Source organism: Rhodococcus sp. 06-418-5 (genome assembly GCF_002258285.1).
GTDB lineage: Bacteria > Actinomycetota > Actinomycetes > Mycobacteriales > Mycobacteriaceae > Rhodococcoides.
On the sequence record NZ_NOYE01000012.1, the window covers coordinates 763,029 to 783,598 of the forward strand.

Annotated in this window: 18 protein-coding genes; 11 read left to right on the forward strand and 7 right to left on the reverse strand. The window is 63.2% G+C overall.

What is annotated here, in order from left to right:
• Positions 1-72: 72 nt before the first annotated feature.
• Positions 73-669, forward strand: coding sequence for a hypothetical protein (locus CH274_RS09125; RefSeq protein ID WP_094657174.1), 597 nt, complete (start codon positions 73-75; stop codon positions 667-669).
• A gap of 53 nt (positions 670-722) precedes the next feature.
• Here the strand turns inward: CH274_RS09125 and pabB are convergent, their stop codons facing one another.
• From pabB to CH274_RS09140, 3 genes are all read right to left on the reverse strand, one after another.
• The gene (gene pabB / locus CH274_RS09130) at positions 723-2,795 is read right to left on the reverse strand and encodes an aminodeoxychorismate synthase component I (protein WP_094657175.1); all 2,073 of its coding nucleotides are present in this window, start codon (positions 2,793-2,795) and stop codon (positions 723-725) included.
• Between the two features lie 10 nt (positions 2,796-2,805).
• Positions 2,806-3,201, reverse strand: a complete 396-nt coding sequence (locus CH274_RS09135; RefSeq protein ID WP_230597022.1) for a chorismate mutase family protein — start codon at positions 3,199-3,201, stop codon at positions 2,806-2,808.
• A gap of 281 nt (positions 3,202-3,482) precedes the next feature.
• Positions 3,483-3,821: an RNA polymerase-binding protein RbpA gene (locus tag CH274_RS09140; protein ID WP_027497120.1), complete on the reverse strand. Its 339-nt coding sequence runs from the start codon at positions 3,819-3,821 to the stop codon at positions 3,483-3,485.
• A 192-nt stretch (positions 3,822-4,013) separates the two neighbouring features.
• Between CH274_RS09140 and CH274_RS09145 the strand changes: the two genes are divergently transcribed.
• From CH274_RS09145 to CH274_RS09160, 4 genes are all read left to right on the forward strand, one after another.
• Complete coding sequence (locus CH274_RS09145; RefSeq protein WP_032398096.1) at positions 4,014-4,346, forward strand: hypothetical protein; 333 nt, start codon at positions 4,014-4,016, stop codon at positions 4,344-4,346.
• Between the two features lie 90 nt (positions 4,347-4,436).
• Positions 4,437-4,892 carry a tellurite resistance TerB family protein gene (locus CH274_RS09150; protein WP_032398482.1) on the forward strand — a complete coding sequence of 152 codons (456 nt, stop codon included), beginning with the start codon at positions 4,437-4,439 and terminating at the stop codon, positions 4,890-4,892.
• Positions 4,893-5,087: 195 nt separating this feature from the next.
• Complete coding sequence (locus CH274_RS09155) at positions 5,088-6,761, forward strand: cation:proton antiporter family protein (RefSeq protein ID WP_082322663.1); 1,674 nt, start codon at positions 5,088-5,090, stop codon at positions 6,759-6,761.
• On the forward strand, positions 6,758-7,255 hold the full coding sequence (locus CH274_RS09160; RefSeq protein WP_032398097.1) for a DUF6328 family protein: 498 nt from the start codon (positions 6,758-6,760) through the stop codon (positions 7,253-7,255). The genes CH274_RS09155 and CH274_RS09160 overlap by 4 nt, the downstream gene beginning before the upstream one ends.
• Before the next feature lie 36 nt (positions 7,256-7,291).
• Here the strand turns inward: CH274_RS09160 and CH274_RS09165 are convergent, their stop codons facing one another.
• The 3 genes from CH274_RS09165 to CH274_RS29125 form a co-directional block, all read right to left on the reverse strand.
• Positions 7,292-7,798, reverse strand: a complete 507-nt coding sequence (locus CH274_RS09165) for a GGDEF domain-containing protein (protein ID WP_179275672.1) — start codon at positions 7,796-7,798, stop codon at positions 7,292-7,294.
• A gap of 1,079 nt (positions 7,799-8,877) precedes the next feature.
• Positions 8,878-10,029 carry a GNAT family N-acetyltransferase gene (locus tag CH274_RS09175; protein WP_094657293.1) on the reverse strand — a complete coding sequence of 384 codons (1,152 nt, stop codon included), beginning with the start codon at positions 10,027-10,029 and terminating at the stop codon, positions 8,878-8,880.
• A 42-nt stretch (positions 10,030-10,071) separates the two neighbouring features.
• The gene (locus CH274_RS29125; RefSeq protein WP_179275673.1) at positions 10,072-10,239 is read right to left on the reverse strand and encodes a hypothetical protein; all 168 of its coding nucleotides are present in this window, start codon (positions 10,237-10,239) and stop codon (positions 10,072-10,074) included.
• Between the two features lie 284 nt (positions 10,240-10,523).
• Here CH274_RS29125 and CH274_RS09180 point away from each other — a divergent pair, with 284 nt between their 5' ends.
• Together CH274_RS09180 and helR are read left to right on the forward strand one after the other, a co-directional pair.
• Positions 10,524-12,719 (forward strand): sensor domain-containing protein, encoded by a 2,196-nt coding sequence (locus tag CH274_RS09180; RefSeq protein WP_094657178.1) that lies wholly within the window; start codon positions 10,524-10,526, stop codon positions 12,717-12,719.
• Positions 12,720-12,853: 134 nt separating this feature from the next.
• A complete protein-coding gene (gene helR, locus CH274_RS09185) occupies positions 12,854-15,031 on the forward strand; it encodes an RNA polymerase recycling motor ATPase HelR (RefSeq protein WP_094657179.1) in 2,178 nt (725 codons plus the stop codon).
• Here helR and CH274_RS09190 read toward each other — a convergent pair.
• Positions 14,992-15,891 (reverse strand): LysR family transcriptional regulator, encoded by a 900-nt coding sequence (locus CH274_RS09190; protein ID WP_094629452.1) that lies wholly within the window; start codon positions 15,889-15,891, stop codon positions 14,992-14,994. The genes helR and CH274_RS09190 overlap by 40 nt on opposite strands.
• 72 nt (positions 15,892-15,963) lie before the next feature.
• Here CH274_RS09190 and dapA point away from each other — a divergent pair, with 72 nt between their 5' ends.
• The 4 genes from dapA to CH274_RS09210 are packed head-to-tail and all read left to right on the forward strand — an operon-like array spanning position 15,964 to position 20,555.
• Positions 15,964-16,908 carry a 4-hydroxy-tetrahydrodipicolinate synthase gene (gene dapA / locus CH274_RS09195; protein WP_094657180.1) on the forward strand — a complete coding sequence of 315 codons (945 nt, stop codon included), beginning with the start codon at positions 15,964-15,966 and terminating at the stop codon, positions 16,906-16,908.
• A 6-nt stretch (positions 16,909-16,914) separates the two neighbouring features.
• On the forward strand, positions 16,915-19,299 hold the full coding sequence (locus CH274_RS09200) for an ATP-binding cassette domain-containing protein (RefSeq protein ID WP_094657181.1): 2,385 nt from the start codon (positions 16,915-16,917) through the stop codon (positions 19,297-19,299).
• A 4-nt stretch (positions 19,300-19,303) separates the two neighbouring features.
• Positions 19,304-19,870, forward strand: a complete 567-nt coding sequence (locus CH274_RS09205; protein WP_094657182.1) for an isochorismatase family protein — start codon at positions 19,304-19,306, stop codon at positions 19,868-19,870.
• A gap of 7 nt (positions 19,871-19,877) precedes the next feature.
• A complete protein-coding gene (locus CH274_RS09210; RefSeq protein ID WP_094657183.1) occupies positions 19,878-20,555 on the forward strand; it encodes a GAP family protein in 678 nt (225 codons plus the stop codon).
• Positions 20,556-20,570: the final 15 nt, after the last annotated feature.

The following is a 20,570-nucleotide window of genomic DNA, read 5'->3' on the forward strand; positions in this document are numbered from 1 at the left end:
CACATCTGCGAATACCATCGGCATTCGGCACGAATGCCGCCGAAGGCGAATAACCAACACCAGGGGACATAAGTGAAACTGATCAGAACAGCAACGGTAGCGGTGGCGTTGACCGCTGCGGTGGCCACCGGAGCGGGCCATGCTGTGGCAGACCCGTCGTCGGACACGGTGAACTACGAGACGTCGGTCAACCCCGACGGAACGGTCACCACCATCCTCGATGCCGGACTGTTCCGGGTCGACGCCACGAACGAGACCGTGTCCGTCATCGACCAGGCCGGTGCCACGCTTGCATCTGTCCCGCTGGAATACACCGTCAACGGCACCGTCTACTCGATCGCACCGCTGATCGGTGCCGAGGGTCGCGAACTGACATTGACTCCGCAGACGGTTCCCGTCGCCGATGTCGCCGGTCCGCGGACCAAGCAGCAGGCGTTCGACAACATGGTCAACCAGCTCGCGATCGGCTGGAACAACGGTGGTGGTGTCGGCACGGCGATCGGCGCAGGCCTCGGTTTCGCCATCGGCTGTGTGTCGATCTTCCCGAACTTCATCTCCGGGTGCATCATCGGAACCGTCATCGGTACGGTCGCGGGCGCAGTCATCGGTACCAGCAACGGAAACCCCCAGGCTCAGCCTGCAGTGTTCGAGTACTTCACCACTCCGTAGGCACGTCGACCCCGAGTCGGGGAGTGTCGAACAGCGGGTAGGGCGTCAATGCCCTACCCGCTGTTTTCGGTTCTTCCGGTCAGCGCGCGGCGCATCGACACAGCCTTGACCATCGTCTCCTCGAACTCCTCGTCGGGATCGGAGAGAGCGACGATCGCGCCGCCGACGCCGTACGTCACTTCGTGTTCGGTGGCCACGATCGTGCGGATGACGATCGAGAAATCCGCGGTGCCGGTGATCGAGAAGTAACCGATAGCACCCGAGTACACCCCCCGCGGTCCGTCTTCGAGTTTGTCGATGATCGCCATCGTGCGGATCTTCGGAGCTCCAGTCATCGATCCACCCGGAAACGCAGCGCGGATACAGTGCGCGGCCGACGCGTCGTCGCGCAGGCGCCCACGAACCGTCGAGACCAATTGGTGTACGGGAGCATAAGTTTCGACATCGAACAGCTTCGGCACGTGCACCGACCCCGGCACGCAGACCTGGGCGAGGTCGTTGCGCACCAGGTCCACGATCATCAGGTTTTCGGCCTTGTCCTTCTCGTTCGCGACGAGATCGGCCTTCAGTGCGTTGTCTTCCTGCGCGGTGGCTCCGCGAGGACGAGTTCCCTTGATCGGCTTCGACTCGACTATGCGGTCGGCGTCGATGCGCAGGAAGCGTTCCGGAGACGCACTCAACACCGACAGCTCGGGGAACTTCAGCAGGGCGCTGTACGGAGTGGGGTTGATTTCGCGCATGTACGAGTAGGTGGCGGTCGCGTCGATGGAACCGGCCACGGTCGCCGTGTTGGTCAAACAGACCTCGTACGTCTCACCGGAACGGATCTCGGCAAGGCACTGGGAAATCAGATCGAGGTAGTGGGCACGGTCGTGGCGTAGGCGGGGTTCGAGCGACCGATCGGCTCCGAGCAGGGGAGTGCCGGAGGCGGGCACACCCGGACGGTTGTCGGGGGCGACCTTTCGGGACAGACCATGCAGGGTATCGGTGACCGAGTCGAACCACGTCGCCAACACAGGATCCCCGGGGGTGGTCGCCAACCCCATCAGATAGAGGGTGCCTGCCTCGTGGTCGAACACCAACGCGCGGTCTGCGAAGACCATCGACGCGTCGGGAGTCGCAGAGGTGTGCACCAGTTGCCCACCGGTGTCGGCCTTGAGTTCGTAGCCCAGGTACCCCACGTAACCGAGACCGAAAGCGAACGGTAGGTCGTGCCGAGGGGGAGTGGCCCGCTCTCGTAAACGGTCGTCGATGTAGTCGAAGAACGTCGAGTGAATGCGCTCGGTCGTACCGTCTGAACCTTGCACGGTCACCGTGGTCTCGGCAACCGAATAGGTCACGTACTCCGCATGGGGACCCGAGCAGTCGCCCATGACGGTGAATCTGCAGTCGGGTTCGAGAGCCGCGCTGCCGTCCAGCCAGAAACTCTTCGAGCCGTCCGCGAACAGAGCTTCGAAGACCTGCTCGGAGTCGAATGCTCCTTCCAGCGAACGTGTTTCGATGGTGAACATCGAATCCTGAGTACGCGCAGCACTCGATGCGCTCGATCGAGCCAACGTCAGATCGCGGAAATTGGCGAGTAGTTCGCGGCCGTATTCGGTGCTGATCGACTCGGGATGGAACTGAACTCCCCACATGGGCTTGCTGCGGTGACGAACAGCCATGACCAGTCCGTCGGGCGTCCACGCGACTTCCTCGAAGTCGGCAGGGGTGCGGGTCACGACGAGCGAGTGATATCGCACCACGGAGTACGGCGACGGAATCCCTTCGAACAGATCCACACCCGTATGGGTGATGTCGGTGATCCTGCCGTGCATCGGCGCGGGCGCGAGATCGACACTGCCACCGAACAGATGGCACAGACCCTGATGCCCGAGGCACACGCCGAGTATCGGTAGACCCGACTCGAGTATCACGCGGGCACTGATCCCGAAGTCCTGCTCCACATCCGGACGCCCGGGACCGGGCGAGATCACGACGTTGTCGTAGGCGTCGAAATTCAGCGACGTCCACTCGACGTCGTTCTTGACTACAGTGGGCGGTCGGCCGTTCACCTCGGTCAGAAGGCTGTACAGGTTGTAGGTGAACGAATCGTAATTGTCCACCAGGAGCGTATGGATCGTCATCGGAGTGCTTCTACCGTTCACTGTCGAGGCCGGGCCCGGGCGTCGGAGAATCGATGATCGAATCCTCGACGCGACATGCCTCTGCAATCATCGATCGATACAGATCTTCGAGAAAATCGGGAGACAGTCCATTGGCCGACGCGAATTCTCGTGCTCGTTCGGTCACCAGTCCGACGCGGCCTGGTTGCATCATCGGAATGTCATGTTCACGTTTTACGTGTGCAACTCGTACACACACATCGATGCGGTCTCGAATTGCAGCGCGCAGAACCTCGTCGATTCCGTCCAACTCGCGCCTCAACTCCGCAAGCTTCTGCTCGCCGACTGCGCGATGACCTTCCGATTTCGCATCGGAGGCCGCCGTACGCAAGGCGTCGGTCGAGCGCTGATCAGAATCCTGGCTCACGTGTTGATGCCCCCTGGTTTATTCGACTCCGGTGCCTGCTGTTTATCGATATTGTCCGATAACTGTTACGGCAACCGTTCACGAATCGTCCACTTGTGTGACAACCGATACTCGATGATGTCACTTCGGACTCTGACACCGCCAGTCGATCGTATTGGAATCCTCGTTCGGTGGACAATTAATGCGACAAAGCACATCGAAACATTCAGCAGGTTCGAATAGCACAAAAAAACTGCACCGCCGGATTGTTTCCAATCAGGCGGTGCAGTGAGCGGCGACGGTCATGCCCCGCGGCGCTTCACCTTCAGCAGGTCCAAGCGTTCCTTGAGGAGTTCTTCGAGCTCGTCGACCGAGCGACGCTCGAGCAACATGTCCCAGTGGGTGCGGGGAGGCTTGACCTTTTTGGCCTCCGGCGCGGTGCCTTCGATCAGCGACCCTTCCAGGCCGTTGCGGCATGCCCAGGTACCCGGAATCTCGGCATCGTCGGCGAACGGTACGTCGAACTCTTCGCCGTTGTCGCACCGGTAGCGCGCAACGCGGCGGGGTGCCAGGTCGTGATCACGGTCGGTCTCGTAACTGACCGCTCCCAGCCGACTACCTCGAAGTACACGATCTGCCATGGTGAAGTCCTCTCCATCGATAGTAGGTACGTGCGCCAAAGCCATCCGTCGACTTCGAACTACACCGTCTACCCACTGATCTACAACGTCGCCGCACGCCGGTTCGTTCCCGAGCCGATGGTTCCAGGCGCGGTCCGATCGGCGCAGCTTATCGGGCGATCTTACCTCGCGGCCGCAGTAGGCTGAACGACCATGTCCGTCAGAACCCGCCGCGACCAGACATGCACCTGGTGCGGACGCCCGGTCGCCGATTCCGGAACCGGCCGGAAGCGGCGGTACTGCCGTCAATCGTGCCGTCAACGCGCCTACGAGCAACGCAGCGCGACCAAAGGGACATCGATTCCCGACGACGCTGTCGTGTTGACCGCCGAGGAGGTATCGGCGGCGGCCGACAGAGCGTTCGAAGTTCGGTGTGCTGCCGAGGACGTCAGCACTGCGGTGACGGAGGGTGCCGACGCCGCCGAATTGCACCGACTGTGCGTCGAACTGTTGGCCAAGGCGCACGATGCAGAACGGCTGCGCTGAGCTGGAGTTCCTCTCCAGTTCACGGACTACGTGGACAATGGTCGAAGCCCGCGCGACTGTGCGGGCGAGTACCACCTAGTGAGGAGCTCCATGGCGTTCTGGGATCAACTCAAGTCCAAGGCACAGGAATTGAACGGCCAGCTGCAGACGAAGACCAGCCAGTTCAAGAACAAGGAATTCGCCAACGGCAGCATGGCCATGTGCGCCCTGATCGCGGCGGCCGACGGCACCATCGATCCTGCCGAGCGCCAGAAGACGGCATCTCTCATCGCCGGTAACGAGGCACTGCGAGTGTTCGAGCCCGACGAACTTCGGCAGAAATTCGACTGGTACTGCGACAAGCTGCAGGGAGATTTCGATTTTGGGAAGGTCGAGGCGACAGCCACGATCGGCAAACTGAAATCGAAGCCCGACCAAGCACGAGCCGTCATCCAGATCGGCATCATCATCGGCGGCGCAGACGGCCATTTCGACGATCACGAGAAGGCCGCAGTGCGCAACGCGTGCTTCGCGGTCGGAATCGATCCGGCCGAGTTCGAGCTCTGAGAGTTCCCAGCCGAAGTATCACGTAGGAACGGCGGTCGACGAAGCAATCCGCTTCGTCGACCGCCGTTCCCGTCGAGCCTCGTGCGCTGTGAAATCGCGGTCTTGCCGGGATACTGAGGACACTCCGACGGCATGTGCCGATGTCGAACGATCCGTTGGAGATCCGGTTGCAGCCCACCAGCAAAGGGACCGTGCATGACAGTTGCCGCGATCTACCTCGTCATCGCCTTCGGTTTGGGTGGACTTGCCATGGTGGTACGGCTGCCTCCACTGGTCGGATTTCTGGCTGCCGGTTTCGTCATCAATGCACTCGACGTCGGTGAGGTGCCCCAGCTCGAGCTGCTCGCTGATCTGGGTGTGACGCTGCTGTTGTTCGCCATCGGTCTCAAGCTCGACGTTCGTATTCTGCTGCGCCGGGAAGTGTGGCTGACCACCTCGGTGCATCTGGTGATCAGCGTCGTGGTCGGTACCACCGTTCTGTGGCTGGCTGCCGTGGCGGGGTTGGCCATGCTGTCCGGGCAGAGCCTGACGACGATCGCATTGCTCGCCTTCGCCATGTCGTTCTCGAGCACCGTCTTCGTGGTCAAGGTTCTCGAGGAGCGAGGGGAGTCACACGCCCTCTACGGACGGGTGGCGATCGGTGTCCTGGTGATGCAGGACATCGTCGCCGTAGTGTTCCTGACCGTCACCAGCGGCACGCTGCCCAGTCCCTGGGCGCTGATGCTGGTGCTGCTGTGGCCCGTCACTCGCATCCTCCGACGAGTATGGAGCGGACTGGGTCACGGTGAGATGCAATCCCTCTTCGGCATCGTGATGGCGCTGGTGCCCGGTTACGCGCTGTTCTCCGCACTGGGTCTCAAAGGAGACCTGGGTGCACTGATCATCGGTGTGCTGCTGGCGTCGCATCCGGCATCGTCCGAGCTGTCTCGATCGTTGTTCCACATCAAGGAACTGCTGCTGGTCGGCTTTTTCGTCTCGATCGGTCTGTCCGGTCTACCCGACCTGCCCAGTCTCGGCGTCGCACTGCTCATGGTGTTTCTGTTGCCGCTCAAGTCCGTGCTGTATCTCGCGCTGTTCGCCCTGATGAAGTTGCGATATCGAACAGCTCTCCTTGCCGGGTTGAGCCTGATGAACTATTCGGAATTCGGATTGATCGTCGTCTCGGTCGGAGTGACGACCGGCCTGCTGGCACCGGCATGGCTGGTCGAGATGTCGATAGCCGTGGCCCTGAGCTTCGTGGCGTCGGCGCTGGTCAACGGACGAGGGCACCTGATGGTCGAGAAGATTGCAACTCGTTTGCCCGAGCAGGACGAGAACAGTCTGCATCCGGAGGAACGTTCCGGTGACGCCGGCGATGCAGAGGTCGTCGTGATCGGGATGGGGCGTGTCGGGTTCGCGGCGTATCAGCGGCTGACCGACCACTACCGCCTCGGTGTGGTGGGTGTCGACTACGACGGGCCACGCATTCGCCGACTCGCCGACCAGGGCCTGCGAGTGATCGAAGGCGACGCGACCGACCTGGACTTCTGGAACCAACTACGCCACTCCGAGTCGGTTCGAATCGCGGTGCTGGCGATGCCGCGTCACGGCGCCAACGTCACTGCCCTCGCCTGTCTGCGCGAATCCGGGTTCAGTGGCACGGTCGCTGCTGTCGCGCGCTACGACGACGAAGTGCAGTGGGCCAGGGATCACGGTGTCGACATCGCCTTCAACGTCTACGCGGGAGCGGGCTTGGAGCTGGCGGACCAGGTTGGCCATGCGTCCCCGGTCCAGGGCAACGACGCTCTCGCCGACGATCGTGGTACACCCGCCGTCGACGGCGTCACCCGACCGGTGACCGAACCGGCAACACACAAGGAGAGCCCGTGACCGATCGGTCGATACCTCCCAATGCCGAGTGGAATGCACGGGCCAGGGGAGAGACGCCGACTCAGCAGCTCGACAGGAACTGGCTCGGGTTACTTCAGGAACTGCGCGTCGAACAGACCGGGGTTCAGCTGTTGACCGGATTTCTCCTGACCCTGCCGTTCCAACAACGGTTCGACGACGTGTCCACATTCGGCCGAGCGGTGTATCTGATCACCGTCAGTGCGTCGATCGTTGCAACCATCCTGCTGATTGCGCCGGTGGGAATGCACCGAATTCTGTTCCGTCACAAAGAAATCGATGTACTCGTACGGGTCGGCAACCGACTCGCGATCGCAGGCCTGTTCATGCTCGGCATCGCACTGGTGGGAGTAGTGGCTCTCACGTTCGACTTCGTGGTCGGTCCGCTCGTCGGCATCGTAGCGGCACTGGTCGCTCTGACCCTTCTCCTCACGTTGTGGGTGGCACTCCCACGGTGGTATCTGAAAACTCGATGACGTTGCGGTGACGACGAATTCGCTCGGTGTCTGCTCTCACGCCGGCCAGCGACTGCGTTTCGCTCGATACATCTCCGAGTCCGCGATGCGGAGTACGTCGTGTGCGGACTGCCGCACATCACTGTCCGCGTCGACGGGTACCACTGCCGACCCGACACTGACGGTGAGTCCGGACAACATCCGGGCCCGTCCGAGGCGCTCCACGAGCTCTGCAGTTCGGTCGGTGAGGTCGGCAGGTCGCCCGACGGCGATGCACGCGAACTCGTCACCGCCCAGTCGTGCGACGATCCAGCGGTTGGCCGCCAGCGCTCGCATGTGCTGGGCCACATCGACGAGAACCGCGTCGCCGGTGTGATGTCCGTAGCTGTCGTTGACACCCTTCATCCCGTCGACATCGGCGGCGACGGCGCATATCACCTTCGGTTCCACATCCGGCGTCGTGATCGCGGTGGCAGCTACTGCAGCGAACAGCCCGCGACGGTTGTGCAGGCCGGTCAGCGGGTCCACCAGCGACTCCCGTGCCCGAGATCTGAGCTCGCTCACGTACACCCTTCAGAATGAGCGGAGACGCGAACATCAACAGCATGGTCATACTGTGTGCGGCAACGACCCAGCCGCTGGCGACGTCCGCGTGCACGGTGAGCACGGCCACCACCGCAAGGACGCCGGTGGCGAAAACGATGTGCACGAGACAGGGGAGTAGCGGCACCGCCACCACAGCCAGAGTGGTGATGACGGCGAAGAGTACCGTGCCGCCGATCGCAGTCATTGTCGTGTCCTTCAACAACAGACCGGCGGCGATCGATACATCCGAATACACGATGAATGCAGTCAGCAGACGCGGTCCCGGCCATCGACCGAAGAACCAACGCAAAGCGACCGGAAACGCGGTCAGGCTGATTGCTACCACCGCAGGTACTCGCCAACCGCTGTATTCCTCGGACGGTGCGCTCAGTAAACCGATGAGACCAATCGACAACGTCCCCGAGCCGACGAGTAATCGAATGACGCGAGTTCGAGTCGCGTCCAGATCCAACAGCCCCGCCACCGAACCGTCCGCGCGCTGTTGCGACGACACACGTCGACCCGAGGCCGAGATGAACGGACGAACGGCGAACATCGGGTGACCTTCGGCTGGTATCTGCACCGAGCAATTTCACGGACAGTAGCAGAAACGTGCTCTTCGACCACTCGTTCAGCCAATACCGATCGAAATGACCGTTTTCGACATGATCACCGTCGCACTGAGAAGATTCGCGTTCCCACCGCATCACCTCGAAACGTCACTGTGACGTTTCGTAGTAGTGAAAACGGGCCGACCCAGGAGCGGCCCGAGAGGTGGCCTGGATCAGGTGGGATACGCACGTCATCCAATCACAGCGAAGAGCCGAGCCGGCCAACGGCGGATGGCCGACGCGACGCTCGAAAACTGCGCGCACGCCGGTGGAAGAGTCGACGCAGACACACCCGTACATTTCGACTCACACGAATCGGACTGCCGTGCCGACCGGCCAGTCAGCTTCCGAGCTGCGCCATCTTTTTGCCGATAATCAACATTATGTCAAGTAGTCGCAACTGGACCGAGTGCAGGCGCTGCCCCGTGACTGTTCATAGGGATCCGTCTAGACGGATCGAAGAAAACACCGCGCAGCCTCGAGTCGATGGGCGTCGTAGTCATCCCATTTCGCCGCAGGGACATCCCGGTGCCCTACTTCGACAAAATTGCGTTTGACGAAGAACTCCGCGGCTTCACTGCTGACGGTGACCGCAAAAAGGTTTGCGATGCCCCTCGTGCGGCACTCCTCCAACAGTCCGTCCATCAGCAGGCCACCCGCTCCCAGTCCGGAGAACTCGGCGACCGTGATCAGACCCGACACTTCAGCGAATCCCGTTCCTGCGTAACGGTCTATCTCCAGCCCGACGATACCGGCGAGGTGCCCGGTACGCAGTACCCGCGCACCGAGTCCTCCGACCGCCATCCTGGCAATCTCTATCCGACTGCGCTGCTTGAGAACTCCTTCTCGCACTCCCTGTGCGACCAACGATTCGATTGCAGGGAAATCGTCGACCTGCAAGGACGCCAAGTGGAGGTAGCGGCCCTGGGTGAGGACGGTCCCCCGGCCGTCGAATGTGAACAGCTCGAACTCGAGATCCTCGCCGCGGCAAAGGTTTACGCTGTATGCACCGCCGGCAAGTGCCGCCTCGGCCGCGGACGGAAAGTCGTCGAGACCCCGTTCGGCCAGATGAGCGACCAGTCGCTCGCGGTGCAGGTCCATGTCGGCGAAGCTGCGAGGAGGATCGCCCCAACCTCCTCCCGGGTCGGTCAGAACCATCTTCGAAGCCCGCACGCTCGCAGACACGGTGCCTGCGGTGCGCGCGACCGCGGTTGCCTCCGCCCCGATCACGACGCATTCCGAGTCTGCGATAGCGAGCCACAGACGGGCGACGGACTCGTCGTTCCAGACAGTCCCACTCGCCATGGCCACACCACCGACTGCGGCGGCGACTTGCGGAACGTGGTCGACCGGAACCACGAAAATGAATCGCGTATCGCCAGGACCGAACTCCCCGACCGTTCGTTTCACTGCCTCGAGCGCAGCGATGCTCAACACGGGAAGGGCAATCACGATCGTGACCCCGCGGAACTCCTCGATGAAGAAGTCACGCTCGGAAACAGGCACCCCGCTGGACGTCAGTTCGATCGCCGCCTCGCGCGGGACCGCAGGACGCGGCCGCAGTTTTCGTGGATTCGCGCGCAGATCGTAGTTCGTCATGATGGGTCCCAGTTTGGACTGCAGTCTCGCCCCCTGCAACGCTCACGAATTCTCGGGCGTCATGACACTCGACAGCGCGAAGCGCACCGTCAGTTCGACGTCGGCGTCCACCCAGGTGATCGACACCGTGAGCCCGCTCGGCCACCGACCGTGTGGGGCGACTGCGAGATCGTTGTCACGATCAGCTGCGTTCCTCTCCGGGGACGACATCGATTCTTCGGTCGCGTTCGTGTCGAGTACCGGACGATGGTGTGGTGACCGTTCCGCCGTCCGACAGACTCGAGCGGGTCGAGGTCACGATGGCGGCCGACGTGGCGATCTTCGTCGATGAACGTCCCTCGACGCCCACGGTGGACAGACCGACGAGCGGCGACGAGCGAATCCGTCCGCCCCGCCCACACAGGTCTACGTCGTGTTCGTACCCTTGGAACGTGAACCACGAATAACATGGGTGCGATGCGCTCGTATCCCGAGCGAAACGGATCGGAGGGCCGATGTTCGATCTCCCGGACGATCCGGTGAGTCTTCGATCCTTCCTGGAACGTTCTCCGGACTTCGTTGCACTGTCCGACTTCACGGGGAGAATTCTGTACATCAATCCGGCAGGTTCGGAACTGATCGGCGTCGAAGACGTGGCGGATATCGGCCAAGTCTCCGCCTTGGATCTGCTGACTTCCGACGGACTCGATCTGACCGACGACATCGCCGCCGGTCTGCTCTCCGAGGGCAAGTGGGAGGGCTACTGCGAGCTGCGCCATCAGGTGACCGGTGCCGGCATGCCGGTCGTGGTCTCTTCCTATGTGATCAGTCGCGCCGATGGTGGCCCCGACGTGGTCGCATCCACCATTCGGCACCGACACACGGTGGAGCAGCGCAGTGCCAGGATGGCGGCCGACGCAGTCATTGCCGGTCGTCACGCGCTCGAGCAGAAGGCTCTCGCCGATCTGAGCCGATTCGCCGTCGTCGCCGAGCTACCCAGATTGCTCACTGCAGCAACCGACACCGCCGCCACCCTGATCGGCGTGGGAAACTCCGCCATCGCCCATCTCGAGCACCCGACCGACCCGTACTTGACCATGGACGCCGCCAGCGGTGCACTCGGCATGCGTCAGGACATTCCGTCCGGGGACGGTTCTCTGGTGGGATTCGTACTGACTCTCTCGGAGCCTGTCGTGTGCAGCGACAGCCACGCGGAGAAGCGTTTTCGCACCGACACGATGATCTCACTCGGCCTCCGCAGCGGCGTCGGAGTTCCCATCTTCACCGCGGCCGGAAAAGCGTGGGGAGTTCTCTCCATTCACAGCGTCGAGGCCCGTCTCTACCGCGACGAAGAGGTGTCGTTCCTCAGTTCGGTGGCCGGCATCGTATCCGCGGCGATACGACGCATCGACCTCGAACTTCAACTGCGACGACGCAGTACGCACGATGCCCTGACCGGTCTACCCAACCGCACCCTCGCATACGAGGTCATCGATTCGGCACTGAACCGCGCGAGACAACAGTCCGGCACCGTGGCTCTTCTGCTGCTCGACATCGACGACTTCAAGATCATCAACGACAGCTTGGGACACGACGCCGGAGACAGGGCGCTGGTCAAGTTCGTCGAACGGCTCGCCTCGGCGATCCGAGACGCCGACACCATCGCGCGCCTGGGCGGCGACGAATTCCTGATCGTCTGCGAGGGTGTGGACAGCGTGGCTCATGCGGAGGAATTGGCGCGACACATCACGAGTTCCATTGCGGTTCCCTTCTCGGCCGAGGACGTGCCCATTCCATTGAGCGCCAGCATCGGTATCGCGGTGTCCGAACCGAATTCGACTCGGCACGAGCTGATCCACCGCGCCGACTTGGCCATGTACCGCGCGAAGGACAGTGGGACCGGCGGGCATGCCGTTTTCGATCCCACCGATCTCTACGACGCGGATCGCATCAGGTCACTGTCGATAGATCTGCGAGCGGCGCTGCGCGCCGACGAGCTCACTCTCGCGTACCAACCGTTGGTGGACATCGCGTCGCGGAAAATCGTCGCGGTGGAGGCACTCGCCCGCTGGAATCACCATGAGCTCGGGCCCATCGAACCGAGCGAGTTCGTCGGCGTCGCCGAAAGAACAGGTCTTGCAACACCATTGGGCGCATGGGCGCTGCGTACCGCATGCACGGCTGCGGCGCGATGGCGGACGTTCTCCGACATCGTGGTTCGCGTCAACGTCAGCGCGCTCCAACTCCGCGATCCCGACTTTCCCGCCGAGGTCGCTTCCATACTCGCAGAGACGGGACTGCCTGCCTTCGCTCTCGGACTCGAAGTGACCGAGACCGTGTGGGTCGCGGACACCGAGCGCGTGGCCGACACCGTCTCTGCCCTGCACGCGATGGGTGTGGCTCTGCTGCTCGACGACATGGGTAAAGGCCATAGCTCCATGTCGTATCTCGACCGCTACCCCATGTTCGAGTGCTTCAAGATCGACAAGTCGTACATAGCTCGGCTGCCCGCTCCCAGGGCTCGCGCGATCGTCTCGGCGATCGTGGCACTGGCACGCGCATTCGACGTCACCGTCGTCGGCGAGGGCGTCGAGACCGAGGAGCAACTGGAGGCACTGGCCGCTACCGGCTGCGACTTCGCGCAGGGATACCTCTTGGGCCGGCCGGTCGGTGCCGGTGCCATCGCCGATCTGCTTCTCGGTGCCGGATGAATCGCGGAGGAATCGGAAAGCGACGATCACGCCTTTCCACTTTCAACATATAGCGCAACCCGGGGCTTGCGGCAAGACCCCGTGCAGGGCTCAGAATGGCTCGCTGCAACCGAGAACCATTCGATCGGAGTCCTGTGAAGCATGTGCACCCAAGCATTTTCGCCCTACCCGACAGCCTCGCACGCAAACGTGATCCAGCGCTGATCGGCCACGACGAACGACACTTCTCCGCGATACGCTCGAGCATCGAGAAGTCTCGATCCGATACCGCGGCGCAGCTCGCGGCCGCGCAGAAGTCGTCGGGCCGAATGGGCCGAGAGGTGATGGAGCGGGACTTCGAGATTCTTAGGTTGGGCGGACGTCTCCGTTCACTTCGTCGGTACGGGGTGGATCTGTGCCTGGGTCGAGTCGTGGCCTCCGATACGGACGAGCCGGTATACATCGGACGACTCGGATTGTTGGGGACATCGGGTGAACAACTCCTCGTCGACTGGCGCTCCCCCGCGGCCGAACCCTTCTTCGGTGCCACTCACGCCAATCCCATGGGGCTGCGGAGTCGTCGACGATATCGGTGGACGAACGGCACCATCACCGACTATTGGGACGAGGTGTTCGACCTGACCGGACCGATCACCGACGCTGCACTCGACGATCAGTCTGCCTTCATCGCCAGTCTGGGTACGGCACGTTCACCGCGAATGCGTGACGTGCTGGGCACCGTTCGAGCAGATCAGGACGCCATCATTCGAGCGGACGCCCGGGGCGCGCTGGTCGTCGACGGTGGCCCGGGAACCGGGAAGACCGTGGTCGCACTCCATCGCACCGCGTATCTGCTGTACACGCAGTCGCGTCTGGGACACAGCCGCGGCGGCGTGCTGTTCGTCGGCCCACACGAGCCGTACCTCGCCTACGTCTCCGACGTCCTTCCGAGTCTGGGTGAGGACGGTGTGCGGACCTGCACGCTCCGGGATCTCGTCGCCGAAGGCACGGACGTGGTCGAAGAGCCGAATCCTGCTGTCGCGCAGCTGAAGGCATCCGCCGACATGAGCGTGGCGGTAGAGGCGGCCGTTGCGTTCTACGAGCAGCCGCCGACTCGGAACATGATCGTGGAGACGGAGTGGGCCGACCTGAGGCTGACGCCGGACGACTGGGCCGAGGCGTTCGAGGCACCCGATCCCGGCACTGCGCACAACGAGGCTCGCGAACAGGTCTGGGACCTGCTACTGACGATTCTGTCCGACCGCTACGACGGTGACGAGGACCCAACCGAGATACGGAAGTCGTTGCAGAACAACGAGCCTCTGCGCACGGAGCTCGAACGATCCTGGACGATCATCGACGCTGCCGACCTCGTCGCAGATCTGTGGAGCGTTCCGGCGTATCTCCGTAGGTGCGCACCCTGGCTCGGTCCCGAGGAGATTCGTTCACTCCAGCGACCCGATCCGACGCGGTGGACGGTGTCCGATCTGCCACTGCTCGACGCCGCACGAATGCGGCTCGGAGATCCCGAGCATTCACGCCGCACTCGACGTCACGAGTTGGCCGCGGCTGCGGAGCGTGCGCGAATGGACCGCGTGGTCGACGAACTCATGGCCGCGGACGACGACGAGATGATGGCTGCACAGTTGCGGCAGGAGGGAATTCGCGATGCACTCGTCGATTCGGCGGGCTTCGAGGAGATCCCGACGGATCCCTCGGCGGGGCCGTTCGCACACATCGTCGTCGACGAGGCGCAGGAGTTGACCGACGCGCAGTGGCAGATGGTCCGTCGACGATGCCCGTCGGGCAGCATCACCATCGTCGGAGACCGGGCGCAAGCGCGGCAGGGGTTCGCCGAGTCCTGGGTCGAACGGCTCGGACGGGTCGGACTCGACCGGGTGAGAATCGCCACCCTCGGTGTCAATTACCGCACCCCGCGGGAAGTCATGGCCGCGGCCGAGCCGGTGATTCGCGCGGCGCTGCCGGACGCCAATGTTCCGGTCTCCATCCGCAGCACCGGTGTGCCCGTCGAATACGCAGACACGGCAGATCTGGCATCGATTCTCGACCGATGGCTGGACTCGAATCCCTCCGGAATCGCTTGCGTCATAGGCAATCCCGCATTTCCGGAGTCGGAGCGAATCCGATCCCTGACTCCGCAGTTGTCGAAGGGACTCGAATTCGATCTGGTCGTTCTGATCGACCCGGATTCCTTCGGGACAGGAATCGAGGGTGCCGTCGACACGTACGTGGCGATGACACGCGCGACCGGACGGCTGGTGCTGCTGACCACTCAGCGCGAGGCCGCATCGAGGACGTCCAGCACGGCATGAATGGCCGGGCTGGCGTCGGCGCTGCGCCGCCACGCAGCCTGCACCTCACGAGCGGGAGCGTGCTCGAGCGGCACCGCGACGAGACCGGCTCCGAGCAGCGGACGCGCGAGGCGAGGTACCAGAGCGAGAACATCGTCGGCTTCGACCAGCGCGAGTTGCGTGGAGAAGTCGTCGACGAGATGGCGAACGTCGACCTCGGCGGACGCCTCGGCGAACAGCCGACGAAACCACTGGTGACATACCGTCCCGGCCGGGCTCGTCACCCACGGGTACCGAGCGAGGTCGGCATGGGTCAACGCGGTCTTCCGTCGAGCGAGGGGGTGAGTTCGCTTCATGATCACGTCGCCGAAGTCCGTGTGAATCGGTTGCCGAACGACCGAGGGAGGAGCGGGCACCCATACCCCGTCTGCGTCGTGCACCAACGCCAGGTCTGCGGTACCGGAATACACGCTGTGCAGTGCACGATCCGGATCCTCCTCGCTGATGTGCACGGTCAGATCCGGATACCGTCGATTCAGCTCGACCAGCGCGGGCGCCAGCAAGCCGCGCACCGCGGTCGAGAATCCGACCAGCCGAACTACCCCACGTGGTACGCCCTCGTCTGCGGATCGAGCCGCCTCGACGCACCGTTCGAGAGCGTCGAACACCTCCCCCGCGGACTCGACCACCGCCCGACCTGCGGGGGTGAGCACGACTCCCCGACCGGCCTGCGCCAGCACCGGGGTACCGATCTGCCGTTCGAGTCGTTTGATCTGCTGGGAGATCGCCGAAGAGGTGTAGCCGAGCTCGTCGGCCGCCCGCGCAAGAGTGCCCAGGGCTGCGACGGCCCGCAGGGCGTGCAGAGCACTGACATCGATCATGAAGCAAAAATACGCAGTATTACGGAAAATGCATCGCTGGACCTCATCTATCGGGCGGTCCACACTCGGACCATGATCACCACTGCGTCGCCGGCCTCGACGAGCTTCGGCACGAACGTCGTCGCCATGGCGACCCCCATGCACCCCGATGGATCGCTCGACCGAGGGGGCGTCGATGCCCTTCTCGCGCATCTGTCGGCAACACGGTGTGATGGCGTCGTCGTCGCCGGAACGACCGGTGAAGCACCTACCCTGACGCGCCACGAAATCTCGCAGCTGATTTCCCGGAAACGTCGTCATCGCCATCACGCTCTTCGTGTGACCGCGGGAGTCGGCACCAACGACACCTCCACGGGGATCGGGATGGCTCGGTCCGCAGCGGCAGCCGGTGCCGACGCACTGTTGATCACCGCTCCGTACTACTCGCGCCCCACCCAGACCGGCATCGCAGAGCACATCGTCGCCATCGCCGAGGCAGGTGGGCTGCCCGTCATGGTCTACGACGTCCCGGCGCGCACAGGTGTGGCCATCGAGGCGTCGACGCTCGAGGCACTCTCCCGTCACCCCCTCATCGGTGCCGTCAAGGACGCGAAGGGTGATCTGTACGAGGCCATGACCGTCATGTCCTCGACGAACCTCGCCTACTACTGCGGAATCGACGAACTCGCGCTCCCCTACCTCGCCTCCGGTGCAACAGGACTGGTCAGCGTCACCGGCAATGTGGTGGCAGACCGCTACGCCGAGCTGATCGATGCGGTCCGCGCGGGCGACCTGCTCCGGGCGAACGCAGTACAGCGATCACTGCTGCCGTTGACCGATGCCGTCATGCGCACGACGCAGGGAGCCGTCATGGTCAAGGCCGCGCTCGCCAGGATCGGCGTCATCTCCGACGCGACCGTGCGACGCCCACTTCTGGAGTCCTCCGCGGCCGATCTGAGACGACTCGACGCTGCCCTCTCGGCCACCGAAATCGATCAGGAATCGAGAAGCAGGCACGTTCCGGTACGACTAGCCTGACTGCTCATGGCGACGAAGAAGGTCACGCAGGGCTCGGCACCGCATGCTGCCGACAGTCACGATTTGATTCGTGTGCGGGGGGCGCGGCAGAACAATCTTCAGGACATCGATGTCGAATTACCCAAGCGCCGACTGACCGTGTTCACCGGCGTCTCCGGCTCCGGCAAGAGCTCGTTGGTCTTCAGTACGATTGCGGCCGAATCACAGCGCATGATCAACGAGTCCTACAGTGCCTTCGTTCAAGGATTCATGCCCACGCTGGGCAGACCGGATGTCGACGTCATGGACGGACTCACCACGGCCATCATCGTCGATCAACAGCGCATGGGCGCCAATCCCCATTCCACCGTCGGCACTGCGACCGACGCCAACGCCATGCTCCGGATCCTGTTCAGCCGAATCGGAAAGCCGTATATCGGCTCCGCACAGGCCTTTTCGTTCAACGTCGCATCGGTGTCCGGTGCAGGCGCGTACAAGGTGGACAAGGGCGGCAGGCAGACCACCGAGAAGAAGTCCTTTTCCGTGACCGGTGGCATGTGCCCGCGCTGCGAGGGCAGAGGCGCCGTCAGCGACTTCGACCTCACCGCGCTCTACGACGCGAGCAAGTCATTGAACGAGAGCGCGATCACGATCCCCGGTTACAGCATGGAAGGCTGGTACGGGCGCATTTTCCGCGGCTGTGGGTACTTCGACCCGGACAAGCCCATCTCGAAATACACGAAGAAGGAACTCGACGATCTGCTCTATCGCGAGCCGACGAAGATCAAGGTCGAGGGCATCAATCTGACCTACTCGGGTCTCGTGCCTCAGATCCAGAAATCGTTCCTGTCCAAGGACGTCGACGCAATGCAGCCGCACATCCGCGCATTCGTCGAACGCGCGATCACCTTCACGACATGTCCCGACTGCAACGGCACCCGACTCAACGAGGGCGCTCGGTCGTCGAAGATCGACGGCATCAACATCGCCGACGCATGTTCCATGCAGATCAGCGACCTGGCGAAGTGGGTCGGCGGCCTGAAGGAACCGTCGGTGGCACCACTGCTGACCACGCTCGGCGAAACCCTCGACTCGTTCGTCGAAATCGGACTCGGCTACCTGAGCCTGGATCGGCCGTCGGGAACACTGTCCGGCGGAGAGGCCCAGCGCACCAAGATGATTCGCCACCTCGGATCGTCGTTGACCGATGTAACGTACGTGTTCGACGAACCGACCACCGGTCTGCATCCCCACGACATCGAGCGAATGAACAATCTGCTGCTTCAGCTGCGGGACAAGGGAAACACCGTGCTGGTAGTGGAGCACAAGCCCGAGACGATCTCCATCGCAGACCACGTCGTCGATCTGGGTCCCGGTGCGGGAAGCGCAGGCGGGCACGTCTGTTTCGAGGGCACCGTCGACGGTTTACGGCGGAGCGACACCGTCACCGGTCGGCATTTCGACGATCGGGCAGCACTGAAGAAATCCGTACGCGAATTCTCCGAGGTGCTCGAGATTCGCGGCGCGAACTCCCACAATCTGCGCGAAGTGGACGTCGACGTTCCACTCGGTGTACTGGTCGTCGTCACCGGCGTCGCAGGCTCGGGCAAGAGTTCGCTCATTCACGGATCGCTCTCGGGGACAGACGATGTGGTCTCGGTCGATCAGGGGGCGATACGTGGATCGCGGCGAAGCAACCCCGCGACGTACACGGGCTTGCTCGAACCGATCCGCAAGGCGTTCGCCAAGGAGAACGCCGTCAAACCCGCGCTGTTCAGCTCGAACTCCGAAGGCGCGTGCCCGACGTGCAACGGCGCGGGCGTCATCTACAGCGACCTCGCGATGATGGCCGGGGTCGCCACGGTGTGCGAGGAGTGCGAGGGCAAGCGATTCCAGGCATCGGTACTCGAATACCACTTCGGCGGTCGCAACATCGACGAGGTGCTGTCGATGTCGGTCGCCGAGGCCGAGGAGTTCTTCTCCGACGGCGCAGCGAAATTGCCCCCGGCACACAAGATTCTGCAGCGATTGAACGACGTCGGGCTGGGCTACCTGAAGATCGGCCAGCCGTTGACCACACTGTCGGGTGGAGAACGCCAACGCCTGAGACTGGCGACGCACATGGCCGACAAGGGTGGGATCTACGTGCTCGACGAACCCACCACCGGACTGCATCTCGCCGATGTGGACAAGCTCCTCGGGCTGCTCGACCGGCTGGTCGACTCGGGCAAGTCGGTGATCGTGATCGAGCATCATCAGGCCGTCATGGCCCACGCCGACTGGATCATCGATCTCGGACCGGGTGCCGGCCACGACGGAGGCCTCGTCGTGTTCGAGGGAACACCGTCCGATCTGGTGGCAGACGGTTCGACCCTGACCGGCCGGCACCTGGCCGCGTACGTAGGGAGCTGAGTTCGTGACCACCCTGGCCCACCGGAACGCCACCGCACTGGTCATCGTCGACGTGCAGAACGACGTGATGGTCGCCGTCCACGACCGGCAGCCCGTCGTCGACAACATCGTGACCCTGGTATCGCGAGCCCGAGAGACGAGCACGCCGGTGATCTGGGTGCAGCACTCCGCCGAGAAGGAGATGCGCTTCGGGACGGACGGGTGGAAGCTTCTCGACGCTCTGCCCGTGGTTCCAGGCGATCGAATAGTCCACAAGAAGCACGGCGACGCCTTCGAGGACACCGGTCTCGAAGCCGACCTCGCTTCGTTCGGCGTGGGGCACGTCGTCATCGCCGGCGCGCACACGGACTTCTGCATCAGGTCCACGCTGCACGGAGCCTTGGTCCGCGGATACGACGTGACGCTGGTGAGCGATGCCCACACCGCCGAGGACCTGACCGAGTGGGGCGCGCCGCCACCTGCCCAGGTCATCGCGCACACGAACATGTACTGGGACAACCAGACCGCTCCCGGCCGCACTGCCGAGGCCGTCGTCACCGAGAAGGTCGATTTCACCCGACCGATACCCTGAACGCTCCATGGTGACCTTGCTGCTCGCTCTCGTCGGATTCGCGATACTCGATTCGCTCGACGTGTTGTTGATCGGCGTGACCGCAGCCATCGCAGTGCACGCGAGAACCACCCGCCGGTCCCCGTTCCGAGCCGGGCTGGCCTTCGTCGGCGGAGTGTTCACGGCGACGACCACATTCGGCATCCTCACCGTTCTCGGCATCGACTTCTTCACCGATCTGTTCGATATCACCATCACTCCTACGGTCCGGTATCGCACAGAACTCGCGGTCGGGCTGGTACTGATCACACTCGGTGCTCTGCGCACCACCGAGCGCCGCCCACCGGAGTGGGCGGCTCGAGCCGGCTCCAGCATCCCCGTCGTCGCCTTGACCGGACTGACGATCGGTCTGGTGCAGGGCCCGACGGCAGTGCCGTACATCGCGGGGCTGACGATGCTCTCGACCTACGATCCGCGTCCGCCGTGGTGGCCGGCCATCGTGGTCGTCTACTGCCTGATCGGGCTCCTGCCACCCGTCCTCGTGCTGATTCTGGCGTCGAGGAAGAGTCGACGCTCGAGGCGCGCGTTCATTGCGACCGTCCGAGCCCTGATGCGGTACGGCCCTCCGACGGTGCGCGTCGTCTTCGTCGTGCTCGGCGTCGCACTCGTCGCCGACGCCCTGATTCATGCCGGAGACCTCCTGTAGGTCGCCGTCGTAAGC